The sequence below is a fragment of the Vibrio halioticoli NBRC 102217 genome (assembly GCF_000496695.1).
GTDB lineage: Bacteria > Pseudomonadota > Gammaproteobacteria > Enterobacterales > Vibrionaceae > Vibrio > Vibrio halioticoli.
This window is the reverse complement of record NZ_BAUJ01000042.1, coordinates 1-17,465: the sequence shown is the minus strand read 5'-3', so window position 1 is coordinate 17,465 and position 17,465 is coordinate 1. Positions and strand designations below refer to the sequence as shown.

At 42.0% G+C, this 17,465-nt stretch carries 15 protein-coding genes and 2 pseudogenes; 4 read left to right on the top strand and 13 right to left on the bottom strand.

Going from position 1 to position 17,465, the window contains the following annotated elements; all coding sequences use genetic code 11:
• The 3 genes from VHA01S_RS18810 to VHA01S_RS18405 all read right to left on the bottom strand — a co-directional run bounded on the left by VHA01S_RS18810 (position 1) and on the right by VHA01S_RS18405 (position 1,077).
• Positions 1–510: a prepilin peptidase gene (locus VHA01S_RS18810; protein WP_023404733.1), complete on the bottom strand. Its 510-nt coding sequence runs from the start codon at positions 508–510 to the stop codon at positions 1–3.
• Positions 511–581: 71 nt separating this feature from the next.
• Positions 582–755 (bottom strand): Flp family type IVb pilin, encoded by a 174-nt coding sequence (locus VHA01S_RS12465; RefSeq protein WP_023404732.1) that lies wholly within the window; start codon positions 753–755, stop codon positions 582–584.
• Positions 756–900: 145 nt separating this feature from the next.
• Positions 901–1,077 carry a Flp family type IVb pilin gene (locus tag VHA01S_RS18405; protein WP_023404731.1) on the bottom strand — a complete coding sequence of 59 codons (177 nt, stop codon included), beginning with the start codon at positions 1,075–1,077 and terminating at the stop codon, positions 901–903.
• 161 nt (positions 1,078–1,238) lie between these two features.
• Between VHA01S_RS18405 and VHA01S_RS12460 the strand changes: the two genes are divergently transcribed.
• Both VHA01S_RS12460 and VHA01S_RS12455 read left to right on the top strand, forming a co-directional pair.
• The gene (locus VHA01S_RS12460; protein ID WP_023404730.1) at positions 1,239–1,928 is read left to right on the top strand and encodes a helix-turn-helix domain-containing protein; all 690 of its coding nucleotides are present in this window, start codon (positions 1,239–1,241) and stop codon (positions 1,926–1,928) included.
• Positions 1,929–2,106: 178 nt separating this feature from the next.
• Positions 2,107–3,813, top strand: a complete 1,707-nt coding sequence (locus VHA01S_RS12455; RefSeq protein WP_023404729.1) for an AMP-binding protein — start codon at positions 2,107–2,109, stop codon at positions 3,811–3,813.
• A gap of 68 nt (positions 3,814–3,881) precedes the next feature.
• Here VHA01S_RS12455 and fusA read toward each other — a convergent pair whose 3' ends face one another.
• From fusA to serB, 3 genes and pseudogenes are all read right to left on the bottom strand, one after another.
• Positions 3,882–5,966: an elongation factor G gene (gene fusA / locus VHA01S_RS12450; protein WP_023404728.1), complete on the bottom strand. Its 2,085-nt coding sequence runs from the start codon at positions 5,964–5,966 to the stop codon at positions 3,882–3,884.
• Between the two features lie 189 nt (positions 5,967–6,155).
• Positions 6,156–7,535: a DNA repair protein RadA gene (gene radA, locus VHA01S_RS12445; protein ID WP_023404727.1), complete on the bottom strand. Its 1,380-nt coding sequence runs from the start codon at positions 7,533–7,535 to the stop codon at positions 6,156–6,158.
• Positions 7,536–7,538: 3 nt separating this feature from the next.
• Positions 7,539–8,354 (bottom strand): annotated as a pseudogene (gene serB / locus VHA01S_RS12440) (phosphoserine phosphatase SerB); the annotation flags it as partial.
• Between the two features lie 203 nt (positions 8,355–8,557).
• On the opposite strand from serB, the gene VHA01S_RS12435 reads away from it, so the two are divergent.
• Positions 8,558–9,121 carry a YtjB family periplasmic protein gene (locus VHA01S_RS12435; protein ID WP_039970859.1) on the top strand — a complete coding sequence of 188 codons (564 nt, stop codon included), beginning with the start codon at positions 8,558–8,560 and terminating at the stop codon, positions 9,119–9,121.
• An 84-nt stretch (positions 9,122–9,205) separates the two neighbouring features.
• Here VHA01S_RS12435 and deoD read toward each other — a convergent pair whose 3' ends face one another.
• The 7 genes from deoD to VHA01S_RS12400 form a co-directional block, all read right to left on the bottom strand.
• Positions 9,206–9,925, bottom strand: a complete 720-nt coding sequence (gene deoD / locus VHA01S_RS12430) for a purine-nucleoside phosphorylase (RefSeq protein WP_023404724.1) — start codon at positions 9,923–9,925, stop codon at positions 9,206–9,208.
• Between the two features lie 67 nt (positions 9,926–9,992).
• Positions 9,993–11,216, bottom strand: coding sequence for a phosphopentomutase (locus tag VHA01S_RS12425; protein ID WP_023404723.1), 1,224 nt, complete (start codon positions 11,214–11,216; stop codon positions 9,993–9,995).
• A 15-nt stretch (positions 11,217–11,231) separates the two neighbouring features.
• Entirely contained in the window at positions 11,232–12,566 is a 1,335-nt protein-coding gene (gene deoA / locus VHA01S_RS12420) for a thymidine phosphorylase (protein ID WP_023404722.1), read from the bottom strand.
• Positions 12,567–12,634: 68 nt separating this feature from the next.
• Positions 12,635–13,411: a deoxyribose-phosphate aldolase gene (gene deoC / locus VHA01S_RS12415; protein WP_023404721.1), complete on the bottom strand. Its 777-nt coding sequence runs from the start codon at positions 13,409–13,411 to the stop codon at positions 12,635–12,637.
• 275 nt (positions 13,412–13,686) lie between these two features.
• On the bottom strand, positions 13,687–13,857 hold the full coding sequence (locus VHA01S_RS12410; RefSeq protein ID WP_039970857.1) for a XapX domain-containing protein: 171 nt from the start codon (positions 13,855–13,857) through the stop codon (positions 13,687–13,689).
• 186 nt (positions 13,858–14,043) lie between these two features.
• Complete coding sequence (locus VHA01S_RS12405; protein WP_023404719.1) at positions 14,044–15,288, bottom strand: NupC/NupG family nucleoside CNT transporter; 1,245 nt, start codon at positions 15,286–15,288, stop codon at positions 14,044–14,046.
• A 210-nt stretch (positions 15,289–15,498) separates the two neighbouring features.
• On the bottom strand, positions 15,499–16,275 hold the full coding sequence (locus tag VHA01S_RS12400; protein ID WP_023404718.1) for a TatD family hydrolase: 777 nt from the start codon (positions 16,273–16,275) through the stop codon (positions 15,499–15,501).
• A gap of 401 nt (positions 16,276–16,676) precedes the next feature.
• On the opposite strand from VHA01S_RS12400, the pseudogene VHA01S_RS17905 reads away from it, so the two are divergent.
• Positions 16,677–17,465, top strand: a pseudogene (locus VHA01S_RS17905) (hypothetical protein); the annotation flags it as partial.

Below are 17,465 nucleotides of genomic sequence, written 5' to 3'. Positions count from 1 at the left end.
CTAATTAAAATAATAGAACAGTGCGAGTCCAACCATGACTGATGGTGCAAATGGCATGGTTAACTTATCTCCATATCTCCATGGATTTGAGTTTTGTGCGTTAGTATTGATTCTGGTGTATAGCTTTGGTTCATTGATTAACAGCAATGGGTTTTTTATTCCTAAGAAGCTAAAGTTATATACTGTAAATAATGTTCCAATGATGCCTGATGCTATAAAAATCCACACTGTACAGCCCCACAGGTTTTCTGTACCAACACAAAAACCAATAGTTCCTAGCAATTTAACATCGCCAGGGGACATTACTTTTAAGAAAAATAATATTAATGAGACAAAAAATATTGTTATGCCACCTAAGATAAAATCAAATAATGGCAATTGAAATACATATATATTCAGTAATTGGTAAAATACCAATACCAATAGTAATACGTTAGGGATCTTATGATCCTTCAAATCATTGATTGATATTAAAAAAAGTAATGACCAAAAAATTATATAGCTATTCATAAAGACCGTAAAACCGCACCAAGAATAATCCTAATGCGGCTTTGTAGAATTATACCAAGACTTGTTATAGTCTAAGAAATACTGTCTATTGTCGTATTAAGACTTGTGCTAAGCTTGCTGCCTAAATTATCAAATATAATTGTAAGTCCACCAACCAACAGCGCAGCGCCGATTACATACTCAACGACAGTTAGTCCTTCTTCGTCTTTTGCGAAACTTTTAATGCTTGAAATAAATTTATCCATAAATTAACTCTCCAAAAATGTAAGCGCCTTCAAATTAAGTGGCATAGTCAAATGTAACCACATATGACGTACAGTGTTAGGATTTTCTTACCCATGCATTGCACTTTCTTAACATTGAATAAGATTAACTTATACTAAGCGCAAGTCATTTGACACTATCAATTGTACTGTTGAACTTATCTGTTAAGCCAACTTGAAGACTAAAAACAACAGTTGAGATAACAGCAACTAATAGCGCGGCAGCAATGACATACTCTACAACAGTCAATGCTTCTTCATCAGAAAGGAATTCAATCGTAGTCGGTATCCATTGATTGCTCATCTGCGTACCTCCTTAGAATTAACCTATACATTCTAGTCTATGAGCTCAATAGACGCCCCAAGAAAGTTAATTAAATGTTGCATTTTTATGTCATATGACTATAAACTTTAGTAGCTAATCATTTATTAGCTAAAGTTAATATAGTAGTGTAAGGATTTAACATGCAGTCAAAAGGATATTGGCTCGGGAAATCTATGCAACAATTGCCAGCATTCACCGCTGAGCAGGTTGGAATAGACTCAAACTTCTCCGAATTTGGTTCTGACATCTCCATTCTTAGTCGAAGAGAGGTCAAGGTTGCCCATTTTTATTACTCTGAAGAATTTAAATTTTTATTTGAGTTATCGCTTAAGATCTGTCAAAACCTTGGCAAAAAGATCATCGCTATCTACGACAAAGAAAAGTCATTGGCTAATTATTACGACACATCCCATGTGACCTTCATTTGCAGTGATTCTGAATTTGAAAAAGACGCATTGCTACCAAGCCTATTTTATGACGAAGATGATACGTTCACTTCTCCTGTCTTAGATACTAGGATGAAAAAAATTGAAGAATATATCTCAGTAAATATTAACCGAGATATTAGAGAAGAAGAGGTCGCAGAGCTTTCCAACTTATCCATTAACTATTTTTCAAGATTTTTCAGAAAACACCGCAAAGTCAGCTTTCAAGATTATATTACTTTGAAAAGGGTCAATATAGCTCAGCAGATTCTAATCGACTCTCCGGCGGAAAAAGTTTCTTCTGTCGCTTATCAAGCGGGTTATTCTGACGTTTCTTACTTTAATCGAGTTTTCAAAAAACACACTGCAATGACACCCACTCAATATAGAAAGTTAAATATATAATCTGCGCACTTATTTTATAGAATAAAATATTTGCACAATTTAATATTATTTTTAGCATTATTTAATAACCTAAAGTTATATGCTGTTATTAATTCAATAATAAATGGAATTTTTCTATACAAAATAAAAAACCTGCTAAGCTTCTGATAAATGTCAAGCAACCAATGGAAGGCAGTTTATGGAAATAGCTTCAGGGAACGGAGCGCAAGAATACGTTTACACTAACCCACCTTGTACCCTCCCACCACCCAATGAGTTGATTTTAAAATGGGCTCAGGAACGACCAGACGAGATATACCTCAAACAGATCATTGACCGAGAGTTTGTCAGCTATACCTACGCTGAAGTTGCTGATATGGCGTTAAAATTTGCAGGGGCATTGAAAGAGTTAGGCTTGAAACCTCGTGATAAAGTCGCCTTCATTTCTAAAAACTGTGTGGAATGGTTTATCACAGATCTTGCGCTCATGCTTGGTGACTTTATTAGTGTACCTATTTTCCCAACGGCTGGTGCAGATACCATCGAATACTGTTTAACTCACAGCGAAAGCACTGTGCTGATAGCAGGTAAACTTGATGATGCGGCAGCTACTGCAGAGGTCATGCAACGCCTTCCCACTCTGATTACCATCTCTTTTCCTTATGATTCAGCACCGGAGTGTCAATACAAGTTTGCACAGCTGATTCATGATGCACCTAATACGGAGGAGCGTCCACAGCACCACGATGATAAGCTAATGTCGATCGTCTATACCTCTGGGACATCAGGCGTGCCAAAAGGCGCTATGCTCACCTACGGAGCTTTTAGTTGGTCAGTGAAGAACCTTGTTGATCATATAGGCATACAGCCTGGCGATAGGATGTTTTCTTATTTACCACTGGCACACATTACTGAACGAGTATACATTTTTGGTTCCTCAATTCAGGCTGGACTTGAGACTGCCTTTCCGGAGTCTCTGGATACCTTCATTGACGATGTCAAAATGCATCGACCAACCTTATTTATTTCAGTGCCGCGTTTATGGACCTTATTCCAGCAACGAATTCAAGATAAGCTACCACCGAAGAAACTTAACTTACTGTTAAAAATCCCAATTCTAAACTCCATCATTAAAAAGAAAATCATCGATGGCTTAGGCTTAGATCAAGGACGAGTTCTTGGCTGTGGTTCTGCGCCTATTAGCCCTGCAATACTTGAGTGGTATCACAAGGTTGGCATTGATATAACCGAAGCATGGGGAATGACTGAAACGTTCGCCTATAGCACCCTAAACTATCCGTTTAATCCATCTAAAATTGGTTCAGTGGGTAAAATTGGCCCTGGAGTTGAGCTAAAAATAGCAGAAGATGAAGAAATACTGGTGCGTAGTAAGGGGATGTTTTCTGGGTACTACAAAAACGACGAAGCAACCGCTCGTACATTTAATGAGCAAGGTTGGCTGCACACCGGCGATATTGGCTCTATAGATTCGGAAGGTTATCTGACCATTCAGGGGCGTAAAAAAGACACCTTTAAAACAGCCAAAGGCAAATTTGTTGCACCTGTGCCTATTGAAAAAGCCATTATTGAAGTCGCACGTGTCGAAATGCTTTGTTTAGTTGGTTTAGGTATGCCTGGACCTATATTGTTAATAGTTCCACATAACTTTCCTAATTTTGATAAACAACGCTATGAAAGAAGCATTCATAAAGCGATCAAAGGCATTAATGAAACCCTTGAGGGACATGAAAAAATTAAAGGTGTGCTACTGATAAAAGAGCCTTGGAGTATCGAGAACCAAATACTTACACCTACCCTTAAGATAAAGCGTCATATTTTAGAAAAGAAATATCATGACACGGGTGCGGACTGGCCAAAAGATCAGTTTGTAGTGTGGGAGGACTAGCAACACATAACAAAAAGCCCCGATAGTTTGCACTATCGGGGCTTTTTTAGCTATTTAAGAACAAACAATTACTTGTTTTCTTTCTCAGCTTTAGCTTTAGCAATAACTTCTTCAGCAACGTTCATTGGACATGCTGCGTAGTGTGAGAACTCCATAGAGAACTGACCACGACCAGAAGTGATTGTACGTAGGTGACCGATGTAGCCGAACATCTCAGAAAGAGGTACGTCAGCTTTAATACGAACACCAGTTACGCCAGCTTGTTGATCTTTGATCATGCCACGACGACGGTTAAGGTCACCGATAACATCACCAACGTGATCGTCTGGAGTAAATACGTCAACGTGCATGATAGGTTCAAGCAGTTGCGCACCAGCTTTAGGCATTGATTGACGGAATGCGCCTTTCGCTGCGATTTCAAATGCGATTGCAGATGAATCCACTGCGTGGAAGCCACCGTCGAATAGTTCAACTTCAACGTCTAGAGTTGGGAAGCCAGCAAGAACACCGTTTTCCATCATAGATGCAAAACCTTTCTCAACTGCAGGCCAGAATTCCTTAGGAACGTTACCACCAACAACTGTTGATTTGAAGCTGAAGCCAGAACCTGCTTCACCTGGTTTGATACGGTAGTCGATTTTACCGAACTGACCAGAACCACCAGACTGTTTCTTATGCGTGTAGCTATCTTCAATTGCTTGAGTGATAGTTTCACGGTAAGCAACCTGAGGAGCACCAACTGTTAAGTCAACACCGTAAGTACGCTTAAGGATGTCAACTTTAATGTCTAGGTGAAGCTCACCCATACCTTTCAGGATAGTTTCGCCAGTCTCTTCGTCAGTCTCAACTTGGAAAGATGGATCTTCTGCAACCATTTTACCGATTGCGATACCCATTTTCTCAGAACCGCCTTTATCTTTAGGAGATACAGCAATTGAGATTACTGGAGTTGGGAATACCATTGGCTCCAAAGTAACTTGGTGCTTAGGATCACATAGAGTGTGACCAGTTTGAACATTCTTCATACCAACGATCGCAATGATGTCACCAGCTTGTGCGCTAGTTAGTTCGTTACGGTCATCAGCTTGCATCTCAACCATACGGCCAACACGCTCTGTTTTACCAGTGAATGAGTTCATGATGGTGTCACCTTTGTTCAATTTACCAGAGTAAATACGAACGAAAGTTAGTGCACCGAAGCGGTCATCCATAATTTTGAATGCAAGCGCTTTAAATGTTTCATCTGCAGAAACGATAGCGTGATCGCCAGTTTCGTTGCCTTCTTCGTCCATTAGAGGTTGAGGATCAACTTCTGTTGGAGAAGGTAGGTAATCAACTACTGCGTCAAGAACGATTTGTACGCCCTTGTTCTTAAATGCAGAACCACAGAAAGTAGGGAAGAACGCTAGGTCACGAGTACCTTTACGGATACAACGTTTGATGTCTTCGATAGAAGGCTCTTCGCCATCCATGTATGCCATCATTAGTTCATCGTCTTGCTCTACAGCAGTCTCGATTAGTTCTTCACGGTACTGCTCTACATCATCAACCATGTCCGCTGGAACATCTTTGATTTCGTAGTTTTCAGGAAGACCAGTGTCATCCCAAACGTATGCTTTACGTGTTAGAAGGTCTACAACACCTACGAAGTCATCTTCGCGGCCGATTGGTAGAACCATAACTAGAGGAGTCGCGCCTAGAACGTTTTTAACTTGGTCAACAACGTTGTAGAAGTCTGCACCCATACGGTCTAGTTTGTTAACGAAGATCAGACGAGATACTTCTGATTCGTTAGCGTAACGCCAGTTAGTTTCTGATTGTGGCTCAACACCACCAGAACCACAGAATACGCCGACGCCGCCATCAAGAACTTTAAGAGAACGATAAACTTCAACTGTGAAGTCAACGTGTCCAGGAGTATCGATAACGTTTAGACGGTGGCCCTTCCAAAAACAGCTTACTGCTGCAGATTGGATTGTAATACCGCGCTCAGCTTCCTGTTCCATGAAGTCAGTAGTTGATTCACCATCATGAACTTCACCAGTTTTATGGATCTGGCCGGTAAGCTTTAGGATACGCTCAGTTGTCGTGGTTTTACCCGCATCAACGTGCGCGAAAATACCAATATTTCTGTATTTTGATAAATCAGTCATCGTTTTACTCTATCAATAGGATATAAAATGCGCGCAGAGTATATCACAATCTGCATAGACTGATAGCTCTGTGTGCTTGTTGAGCGAAAATTTCGCCTTTTATTTTCAATCCAAGAACTATAGATGAGAATCAAGCCCGTGAAAAGAGCCTTTAATCACCAGTTGCGAATATATTTTTACAACTATTGATTACATCTCATCAAATGCCTGAATTGCTTCAGATAAATTTTTCACCGCATGAATCTGCATGCCAGCGATACCGCCCTTAGGCATATTTGCACTTGGTACGATAGCTTTTGTGAAACCGTGTTTGAAAGCTTCGTTAAGACGTTCTTGACCACTAGGCACCGGGCGAATCTCCCCGGCAAGCCCAACTTCACCAAATACAACCACATCTTTAGGTAGCGGTCTATCTCGAAAACTAGAGAGCAATGCAATTAACAAGGCAAGATCAGCACTGGTTTCTGTAACTTTGACGCCACCGACCACATTCACAAAGACATCTTGGTCAGCCATTTGCATGCCGCCGTGCTTGTGCAACACCGCTAATAGCATGGATAACCGGTTTTGCTCCAGCCCCACAGCCACACGTCGAGGATTAGCCAATTGCGAATAATCCACTAATGCTTGGATTTCGACAAGTAACGGTCTTGTCCCTTCCCAAATCACCATTACTGAACTGCCCGAAGTTTGCTCTTCACCGCGAGAGAGGAAAATAGCAGAAGGATTTGAGACTTCTTTTAGCCCCTGCCCTGTCATGGCAAAAACGCCAAGCTCATTAACCGCACCAAAGCGGTTTTTATGGCTACGTAAGGTTCTAAAACGGCTGTCCGCACCACCATCAAGCAATACCGAACAATCGATAATATGCTCTAACACTTTTGGTCCTGCTAAAGAACCGTCTTTAGTTACGTGGCCAACAATAAAGATGGCAACATTATTTTGCTTCGCATAACGAGTCAGGGTAGTGGCTGACTCTCTTACCTGTGCCACTGTACCCGGTGAAGATTGCACATCAGATACATGCATTACCTGAATGGAGTCAATAACCATGATTTTAGGTTGCTCTTTTTCGGCAACCTGACAAATTTTATCTACGTTCGTTTCAGAAAGCATTTTCAGGTTATCTTTAGGCAAACCTAAACGAGATGCCCTCATAGCCACTTGCTGCAATGACTCTTCACCAGTGACATACAGCGTTGGCATATCAGCGGCAAGTCGGCACATAGTTTGTAGCAATACCGTCGATTTACCCGCCCCCGGACTACCACCGATTAAAATAGCCGCTCCCGGAACAATGCCGCCACCAAGCACACGGTCAAACTCTTTAAACGTACTGCTAAATCTTGGTACATCTTGTAAATCAATATCAGCTAGCACTTGTACTTTTGACTGCTCAGCGTTGCCTGCATACCCGGTCAAACGCTCATTTCGAGCCACTTGTGGGGAAGCGGCTAAACGAACCTCTGTCACTGTATTCCAAGCACCACATGCGCTACATTGCCCTTGCCAACGAGGGAAATCCGCACCGCAATCGTTACATACGTAAGCCGTTTTTACTTTTGCCATTAATTATTCTTTATTTAGAGTGTGTAATACGTGGCTTGCCGATAAAATACATAGCACGCCACCTAGATCGGCATAGTTTACCGCAGTCTGAGCTTGCTCGACTACCTTAGGCTTAGCATGGTAAGCAATACCTAACCCGGCCACTGCCATCATAACTAAATCATTAGCACCATCACCCACTGCAATACAATTAGTGCGCTCTAGCTGATACTCAACTCGAAGCTGTTCTAAAATATCCGCCTTGGTTTGCGCTGAGACGACTTCACCCAACACGGCACCGGTTAATTTACCCGACTTTATTTCAAGTCGATTGGAACGAGCAAAATCTAAATCTAAAAGTTCTTTAAGATGGTTTGAAAAATAAGTAAAACCGCCCGATGCCACTGCAACTTTCCAGCCTGCTTGTTTTAAGCCATCGATTAACAGCTTTGCTTCCGCCATCAATGGCAGTTCACTACGCACTTCCATTAAAATAGATTCATCAGCATCAGCGAGCTTTGACACTCTTTGTCTTAGACTTTGTTCGAAGTCGAGCTCACCTTGCATCGCGCGCTCGGTCACCTCGGAAACTTCTTCACCCACGCCTGCCAATTTTGCTATTTCATCAATACATTCAATCTCAATTAAGGTTGAATCCATATCAAAAAGCGCCAAACCCGGTTCCGTCATATTTGGCAGATCTTTAAGATGCGCAAAATCGATTTTAGCACTCGTTAATGCTTCACTATGCATCTCTACATTTGCACTACTGGTTAGAAAGACCTGATAACGACCCACGCCCCAACTAGCAAATAACTCTTCATTATTAAATGCTTGGGTTAATTTCTCATTGCTTTGTTCAGCAAAAACAACCGCTAATTGTTGCTGAGAAGTATTGCCTAGGGCATTGATACGTTGTAATTCTTTAACTTCCATGAAAATTCAAATCCGTTTCCAAGATACATTCCCCTAAACTTACCCTATTGCAATTTGATTGCGCAAGTATCACTATGCAATGGCATACATTAATTACGTTTGGTGAAATGAAAGAATCTTTATTTTCTCTCCGTCTGTTTATTAAACTGATTTTTATTGGGCTACTAGTACTGATGCTCGTCACCATAGTACGCAACAGTGTCAGCATCAGCCACGGCAATCAGCAGATTCAAACTAAACAGCTGCAAACTCTAACTAAGCTTCTAATATCGCAAGCGGCGTTGAGTGCCAGCGACTTTTTGATTACTGAAGATCAAGAAAAATTAAGACACCTTACCAACCAATTGGCCCAAGATACTTTAGTGGCAGATGCTACTGTGTATGACAATAGTGGCGTAAAAATAGCCTCAAGCACCAAGGCTACGACAGTACGTGAATCCCTTGGTATGGACACGCCTTTGGCCTCTGCAGGAATAGGTAAACAACAGCTCATTGAGCCAATTTTTTCTCAAGATGCCATTATTGGCTATGTCAGAGTCACTTTTGAAAAAGGGCGTGTCGTTGCCTTTTCTGATCATCATTATCGCAATAGCGATCGTACTATGTACCTAATGATATTGATGAGTTTTCTCTCTGGTGTATTGCTTACATTAGTTCTGAGAAGAAAATAAAGCTTGGTTCTTACATTAAGAGCCAAGCTTTTTTATTAAATAGAGATCCGAACGTAACAAACTATTCTGTAAGGAAATATGTTCTTATTCTGCATCACCCAACAAAACAGATTCTAGTGCAATTTCCATCATTTCATTAAATGTGGTTGCACGCTCATCAGACGTTGTTTGATCACCCGTTTTAATGTGATCCGAAACAGTACAGATCGCTAATGCTTTTACGCCGTATTCCGCTGCAACACCATAAATGCCCGCCGCTTCCATCTCTACGCCCAAAATGCCATATTTATCCATCACGTCAAACATCTCTGGATCTGGAGTATGGAAAAGCTCAGCAGAGAATAGGTTACCCACTTTAGCCGCAATACCCAGTTTCTCAGCCGCACGCTCTGCATTGCGCACCATGCCGTAGTCTGCAATTGCTGCAAAATCATGATCTTTAAAACGGATGCGGTTTACTTTTGAATCAGTACACGCGCCCATACCAATCACAACGTCACGCAGTTTCACGTCACTGCGAACCGCGCCACAACTACCAACACGAATCACTTTCTTAACGCCAAAATCTTTGATCAGCTCAGTGACATAAATAGAGCAAGATGGAATACCCATGCCGTGTCCCATTACTGAGATTTTACGGCCTTTATAAGTCCCAGTGAAACCATACATGTTACGTACATCACACACTTGTACTACGTTTTCAAGAAAGGTATCCGCAATGTACTTAGCTCGGATTGGGTCACCTGGCATTAATACCACGTCAGCAAAATCACCCATTTCTGCATTAATATGAGGAGTAGCCATTTTATCTTTCCTTTTCTGTTTTAATGAGGGTCTTAGCCCTATTAGCGCATTAATCTATTGACTTCTTTTATTTTAAGAAGTTAGTTCCATAATCCATTTCTGAAGTAGCAAAATAGTGAGCTAAGCTCTGACCTATATCGGCAAATGTTGAGCGGCGACCTAATGAACCCGCTTCTATTTTATCCCCATACACCAATACTGGAATATGTTCTCGGGTATGATCAGTACCTTGCCATGTTGGATCGCAGCCGTGATCGGCGGTTAAAATCAGTACATCATTAGGCTCTAATATCGCCAAAATCTCAGGTAGACGTTGATCAAAATATTCTAGTGCTCCCGCATAACCTGCCACGTCACGGCGATGACCGTATGAAGAGTCAAAATCCACAAAGTTAGTGAACACAATACTGTTGTTTGGTGCTTGTTTAACTTGTTCTAGAGTTAAATTGAACAGATCTTCAAGACCGGTGGCTTTCTCTTTTTTGGTAATACCACAGTTGGCATAGATATCCGCAATTTTACCAATCGAGATCACTTCGCCTTGCTTTTCATCAACCAGTTTTTGCAGCACAGTTGCCGCTGGCGGCTCAACCGATAGATCGCGACGATTACCGGTACGCTTAAATTCACCGGCTTTTTCACCAATAAATGGACGCGCAATCACTCGCCCAATGTTGTAGTCCTCAAGCTCTTCACGAACAATCTGACAAAGCTTTAGCAGATTATCTAAGCCGTAGGTTTCTTCATGACAGGCAATCTGGAAAACCGAATCAGCAGAGGTATAGAAAATTGGCTTTCCTGTCTGCATGTGTTCTTCACCGAGATCATCAAGCACTTGAGTTCCTGATGCATGGCAATTACCTAAGTAACCTTTAAGACCGGCTCGTTCAACGATTCGATCAAGCAGTGGTTGCGGGAAGCTATTTTCCAAATCAGTGAAATATCCCCAATCAAATAACACCGGAACACCAGCGATTTCCCAGTGACCTGAAGGAGTATCTTTGCCTGATGAAATTTCCGCAGCATGCCCGTAAGCACCGATGATGTCGGCGTTGCTATCTAAACCAATAGGAAATGTTCCCGTTGATTCTTGAGCGGCTAAACCTAAACCTAAGCGAGACAAGTTAGGTAGTGTTAAAGGACCGCTGCGTGTGTCATTATCCGCTAACCCTTTTGCACATTGCTCAGCAATGTGACCCAAAGTATCAGAACCGACATCACCAAATTTATCGGCGTCTTGTGTTGCGCCAATACCAAATGAATCTAAAACTAAAATTATGGCTCGTTTCATTGTTGTATCCTTAGCCTATAAATCTTCGGCTCTTATCTGGGCATACACCACTGGTGTTGCTTGATACTGAGATGGGTCACCAATATGGATAGCGGCTTGCAAAGCATTTGCAGCCTCTTGCCATTGCTGTTCATTACGCGCATGAATGAAAGCCAGCGGCTTTTCAGCATTCACGGCATCACCAAGTTGTGCAAACTTATCAAAGCCAACGGCGTAGTCGATGCTATCTGTTGCCACGCGACGACCGCCGCCCATACCCACAACCGCCATACCAATCGCTCTAGTATCCATGTGAGTAATAACGCCGCTTTGTTTAGCAAACACAGGCTTAATGATCTCAGCCTCGGGTAAGTATTGAGTATAGTTGCTCACAAAGTCTGATGGCCCGCCAAGGCCTGACACCATTTTATTAAAGCACTCAGCCGCTTTGCCGTTATCAAGCACTGTCATTAGCTTTTCGCGAGCTTGCTCAGTGGAATCTGCCAACTTGCCAAGCACTAACATTTCACAGCAAGATGCCATAGTCACTTCAAGCAAACGAGGGTTTCGATATTCGCCCGTTAAAAAGCGCACCGCTTCTCGCACTTCAAGCGCATTACCTGCCGACGAAGCTAACACTTGGTTCATATCCGTCAGTATTGCGGTGGTTTTTGTGCCAGCGCCATTCGCAACTGCCACGATAGAACGAGCTAACTCTTCTGATGCTTCGTATGTTGGCATAAATGCACCAGAACCCACTTTTACGTCCATGACTAACGAATCTAGGCCGGCCGCCAGTTTCTTAGAGAGGATTGATGCGGTAATCAAAGAGATATTGTCTACCGTTGCGGTAATATCTCGCGTGGCATACACGCGTTTGTCGGCAGGTGCTAAGTCTCCAGTTTGACCAATAATGGCCACACCGGCATCTTTAGTCACTCGACCAAAAACCTCATTGTCTGGAGTAATGTTGTAACCAGGAATAGATTCAAGCTTGTCTAATGTTCCGCCAGTATGACCTAAGCCACGGCCTGAAATCATAGGAACATACCCGCCACATGCCGCCACCATTGGCCCTAGCATTAAAGAGGTAACATCGCCAACTCCGCCCGTAGAATGTTTATCTACAATCGGGCCATCAAAATTCATGTGGCTCCAATCAATCACCATCCCTGAATCACGCATTGCACAAGTGAGCGCGATACGTTCTGGCATGGTCATTTCATTGAAAAAGATAGTCATTGCAAATGCGGCTATCTGCCCTTCAGAGACAGTATCGTTCGCCACACCTTGAATAAAGAAGTTGATTTCATCCGTCGTGAGAATTTCACCATCACGTTTTTTACGAATGATTTCTTGAGGTAAATACATAAGCCCTACCCTAAAATTTAATATTTAAAAATAAAGGCTTACCGTTAAGTAAGCCTTCTTTCAGACTATTAATATGCAGCAGGGTCTGCTTTTTCGTCAGTCACTTCTAACGTATTGAGTAGGTTTGTTAGTAGGCTTGATGCGCCAAAACGGTAGTGACGGTTATCCACCCAAGAGTCACCTAAGATCTCATCGGCCATCGCAAGGTACAACGCCGCATCTTCTGCAGTACGTACGCCACCAGCAGGTTTAAAACCAACGCTATCTGCAACGCCCATATCGCGAATCACTTCTAGCATCATACGCGCGTACTCTGGCGTTGCGTTTTCTGGCACTTTACCGGTAGAGGTTTTGATAAAGTCAGCACCCGCTTTAATGCAGATTTCAGAGGCTTGTTTAATTAGTGCTTCTTCTTTTAGCTCACCAGTTTCGATAATCACTTTAAGTAAAGTATCACCACATGCCGCTTTACACTGTTTCACCAACTCAAAACCCACTTCGGCATTACCCGCCATCAGTGCTCGATAAGGGAATACAACATCCACTTCATCGGTGCCATAAGCAACCGCAGCTTTAGTTTCTGCTACAGCGATATCAATATCATCATTACCGTGAGGGAAGTTAGTTACAGTCGCAACTCTAACGTCTGGTGTGCCTTGCTCACGCAACGTTTTCTTAGCAATAGGGACAAAACGAGGGTAAATACAAACAGCAGCCGTATTACCTACAGTTGACTTAGCCGCATGACAAAGATCAATAACCTTTTGATCGGTATCGTCATCGTTAAGAGTGGTAAGATCCATTAATTTAAGTGCACGCAAAGCTGCAGCTTTCAAATCGCTCATTTTTTTCTCCGAAAAGTTTGAATAGTTTTGGAGGCAATTCACACAGCACTTTCGTTATAGATAGGGCTTTTGTTATTGCGCATCCAGACTCAATGAACGGACTTGGTTCCATGAAGACTTGGTGAAATAACCAATTGCTTTCCTTGTCACCGCGCGGTTATAAACCCTAAACCGCAGACCGTTGTTTTTTGCAACGGAAGTACATCTTTATATTCATATCGATAAGTATTGAACTCTAGGTATTACCCATCACCTCATACTTACCCATACAGATATTATTGAAAAAATCTCTCTACTAACCAGTGATAGCAATGCCCACCTAAGTACACCCCAACAATCCCCATCACTCCAGACAACACCGGCGGCGCTGGAATTGGCAGTTTTATTGCTGAAAACAGTACTCCGACGATAAAACCGGCAAATACGGCTAACAAAACTTCACTCATAATCATTGTCCATCCTATTAACTTCGTTGAATAGTATAGTCGGAAGTTAGATCTCTGTAGCATTAACAATGAACGCAAACGGTTTGCATCTCAAAAAAAAGTGATATCAAACAAACCGGCTAGTAGAAAGAAAAAAACGCTCTAGTGAATATCACTAGAGCGTTTAATTACTTTGTTTCTAATCGCTTAGAAAGAAAGGAAGAAGCCAGCGATTGTCGCCGCCATTAGGTTTGAAAGCGTACCAGCAATCACCGCTTTAATACCCATGCGAGCAATATCACCACGACGTTTAGGAGCAATACCACCTAAACCGCCTAATAGGATTGCGATAGAAGAAAGGTTAGCAAATCCACACAATGCGAATGAGATAATGGCTTTCGTCTTCTCACTTAGAATAACCGGAGCAGCATCGCCTAGGTAAGGTGCGAAGTTAGCGTAAGCGACGAATTCGTTCGCTACCGTCTTCATACCAATGAACTCACCAGCAACTTGTGCTTCGTTCCATGGTACACCGATTAGGAATGCTAGTGGTGCAAACAACCAACCTAAGATCATTTCTAGAGTTAGATGTTCAAAACCAAACCAGCCACCAACGCCAGCTAGAAGGCCGTTGATAAGTGCAATAAGGCCGATGAAAGCGATAAGCATTGCACCAACGTTTAGCGCTAGGCTTAGACCCGCAGATGCACCTGTTGCTGCTGCATCAATAACGTTAGCAGGTTTATCTTCACCTTCTTCTAATGTGTCAGGAAGCTGATCAATTGGCTCATCTGTTTCAGGCTTCATGATCTTAGCGAACAATAGACCGCCAGGAGCTGCCATGAATGACGCTGCAACTAGGTATTCAATAGGCACGCCCATTGATGCGTAACCCGCTAGTACACCACCAGCGATAGAAGCCAAACCACCACACATGATTGCGAATAGTTCAGATTGAGTCATACGAGGTACAAAAGGACGAACCACTAAAGGTGCTTCTGTTTGACCAACAAAGATGTTAGCTGCAGCAGACATTGATTCTGCGCGAGAAGTACCTAGTGCCTTTTGCAGGCCACCACCAAGAATACGGATAACCCACTGCATAACACCCAAGTAGTAAAGTACTGAGCTTAATGCAGAGAAGAAAATCAACGTTGGTAGCACTTGGAAAGCAAAGATAAATCCAATGCCATCTACTGAAAAGTTAACTAGGCTACCGAATAAAAAGCCACTGCCGTCGGCACCATAGCTAATGACACTAGAAACACCATCTGAAATACTTTTCAGAAGATCTTTACCCCAAGGGACATAAAGTACAAATGCACCCAATATAAACTGAATAGCAAAAGCACCCGCCACTGTACGGATGTTAATTGCTTTACGGTTATCTGATAGTAGTACTGCGATAAGAATCAGTACCAGCATACCTACTATGCTCATAAACAGGCTCATGGTTTATGGCTTCCTTATTTTAAAATGTTTAAAAAAAAGTGTAAAAATGTTGTAGAAAATGTTCATAACGAAATGGATTATACCGTCCATCCCTTTGTAAAACTAGTTAATGATCACGTTTGAAGTAATTTTCAATGCAAACATTCATTTTATTAGTGATAACCATCACACTTACGCTCGAAAACCTCTATTTATCATAGGAAAATGAAATTATCGGCTAAATAAGTTAACACTATTTTCCCATATTCTATCAGCCAGTATAGAAGCACTTTCTTCTCTTAGTAAAACTAACTGATTAAATATTTTAGGTAAAAAATGAGGGGAATTAGGCAGTTGAGAGAAGCCTGTGATTTTCATATCAGGAGCATCTGTTTCTAGCACAATGCAATCTAAAGGTAGCTTTGCTATTGCTTCACGCGTTTTTTGTGCTGTTGGCCAAGTAATCACGCCTCCAACACCTATTTTCAACCCTAGATCGAGCAATGATTTTGCTTGTTGATAGTTACCACTAAATGCATGCACCACCCCAAGATTGTCTCGGGTTCTCATTTTTAACGATGCATGAATATTGTGGTGCTGCTGAACAGAATGGATAACCAAGGGAAGTTGTAATTGTTCTGCTAACTCTATCTGAAAATGAAAGGCTGATAGTTGGGTGGCTATTGGGACATCAATACGCTTATCTAATCCACACTCGCCGATAGCAGAAAGCGAGCTTTGATTTTGCAATGCTAACGCATGCAACTTATCCAAACTCCGCTGTAAAATATTCTCATCAATAAGAGGTTGTAAAAAGCAAGGGTGTATCCCCAACCCTACTTGGTAACTGTGATGTTTCCTAAGTTGCAACACATCTCGCCAATTTTCCGGACCAACGCTAGGCACAAAAAATCGCTGAATATCATGATCAGAAAATAGCTTTTTGTATGCCTGACGATTAGTGGCAAATTCTGGAAAATCTAAATGACAATGTGTGTCAAACCACATTAAGTGTATTCCTCATGCTAAGTACTCCTCCTTATCTTAGATAACACACAACAAACATTGCATATATTAGCGACGATCCAGATAAATATGCCATTGCTAGTAAATCTATGGTGCAAAAGCACAATCAAACGATACCGTTAAACTCTATTTGAATTAATAACAAACTAAGACCTTGGTCTCCCTATCAACACAACAAAATTAAAAACACAATAAATACAAAGATTTAGATTTCCAGCAAGCAAATCACATTATGAACAACCATTCATTATAAATTTCATTAATATAAGAAACCTATTTCGCTTTATTGTAGAAAAAACCACCTAATCACATAATTCACTTCATCGCCAGGAGGCATTTAACAATAAGGATTCGTTTACTCACACTATGAGATTTTCGCCAATATGAAAGCAAGCATTTTAGCTCTAACCATTTCTGCAACTCTTTCTGCTACAGCATTTGCATCAACTACCCAAGTTGATGTGCAAGCAGCAAACAGTGCGACTAGCCAACTTATCGGTCAACAAATGCAGGGAATTGATGCATCAATTCAAGCACAACTCGATGCAAAATACGCAGATGCTAAGCCTGGTAAAATGGCAATCATTGACGATGTAGTTTACGAAAAAGAATCTACTGGCACATGGGCTGCGGTTGGCACAGCATCAGCAGCTGTCGTTGCAGGGCTACTCTCTGGTAGCTCAAGCTCTTCTGATACTAACGATGCCCCTATCCCTACTTTACCAGTGCATGCAGAACCAAATAACGATCTTCCAGAGTATGGCAACGATCGCCCAGAGTTAGACCCAACACAACCGGATAACAATCTTCCTGAATACGGTGGAGAGCGCCCTGAGCTAGACCCAACTAAACCAGGCTACAACGGCGTTGAATTTGACCGCGTTAGTGACACTGTTATTAACGTCACCAAAAACGGCATCCCTATGGGATCTCTATACACTACTGAAGGCGAGTGGTACTACGCTTCTGTTGGTGGCGGCGAGCCTATCCACATCACTAAAGATTTAGTGAATGGTAAACCACCGCTAGAAGTTGACCCGACTAAACCAGGTTATGACGGTGTTGAATTTGACCGCGTAAGTGACTCTGTTATCAACGTCACCAAAAATGGCATCCCTATGGGATCTCTATACACCACTGAAGGCGAGTGGTACTACGCTTCTGTTGGCGGC

Bases quoted from the DNA above. Each gene is read 5' to 3' on its own strand.
- VHA01S_RS18810 (WP_023404733.1), bottom strand. From the start codon at position 510: ATGAATAGCTATATAATTTTTTGGTCATTACTTTTTTTAATATCAATC.
- VHA01S_RS12465 (WP_023404732.1), bottom strand. From the start codon at position 755: ATGGATAAATTTATTTCAAGCATTAAAAGTTTCGCAAAAGACGAAGAA.
- VHA01S_RS18405 (WP_023404731.1), bottom strand. From the start codon at position 1,077: ATGAGCAATCAATGGATACCGACTACGATTGAATTCCTTTCTGATGAA.
- VHA01S_RS12460 (WP_023404730.1), top strand. From the start codon at position 1,239: ATGCAGTCAAAAGGATATTGGCTCGGGAAATCTATGCAACAATTGCCA.
- VHA01S_RS12455 (WP_023404729.1), top strand. From the start codon at position 2,107: ATGGAAATAGCTTCAGGGAACGGAGCGCAAGAATACGTTTACACTAAC.
- fusA (WP_023404728.1), bottom strand. From the start codon at position 5,966: ATGACTGATTTATCAAAATACAGAAATATTGGTATTTTCGCGCACGTT.
- radA (WP_023404727.1), bottom strand. From the start codon at position 7,535: ATGGCAAAAGTAAAAACGGCTTACGTATGTAACGATTGCGGTGCGGAT.
- VHA01S_RS12435 (WP_039970859.1), top strand. From the start codon at position 8,558: ATGAAAGAATCTTTATTTTCTCTCCGTCTGTTTATTAAACTGATTTTT.
- deoD (WP_023404724.1), bottom strand. From the start codon at position 9,925: ATGGCTACTCCTCATATTAATGCAGAAATGGGTGATTTTGCTGACGTG.
- VHA01S_RS12425 (WP_023404723.1), bottom strand. From the start codon at position 11,216: ATGAAACGAGCCATAATTTTAGTTTTAGATTCATTTGGTATTGGCGCA.
- deoA (WP_023404722.1), bottom strand. From the start codon at position 12,566: ATGTATTTACCTCAAGAAATCATTCGTAAAAAACGTGATGGTGAAATT.
- deoC (WP_023404721.1), bottom strand. From the start codon at position 13,411: ATGAGCGATTTGAAAGCTGCAGCTTTGCGTGCACTTAAATTAATGGAT.
- VHA01S_RS12410 (WP_039970857.1), bottom strand. From the start codon at position 13,857: ATGAGTGAAGTTTTGTTAGCCGTATTTGCCGGTTTTATCGTCGGAGTA.
- VHA01S_RS12405 (WP_023404719.1), bottom strand. From the start codon at position 15,288: ATGAGCCTGTTTATGAGCATAGTAGGTATGCTGGTACTGATTCTTATC.
- VHA01S_RS12400 (WP_023404718.1), bottom strand. From the start codon at position 16,275: ATGTGGTTTGACACACATTGTCATTTAGATTTTCCAGAATTTGCCACT.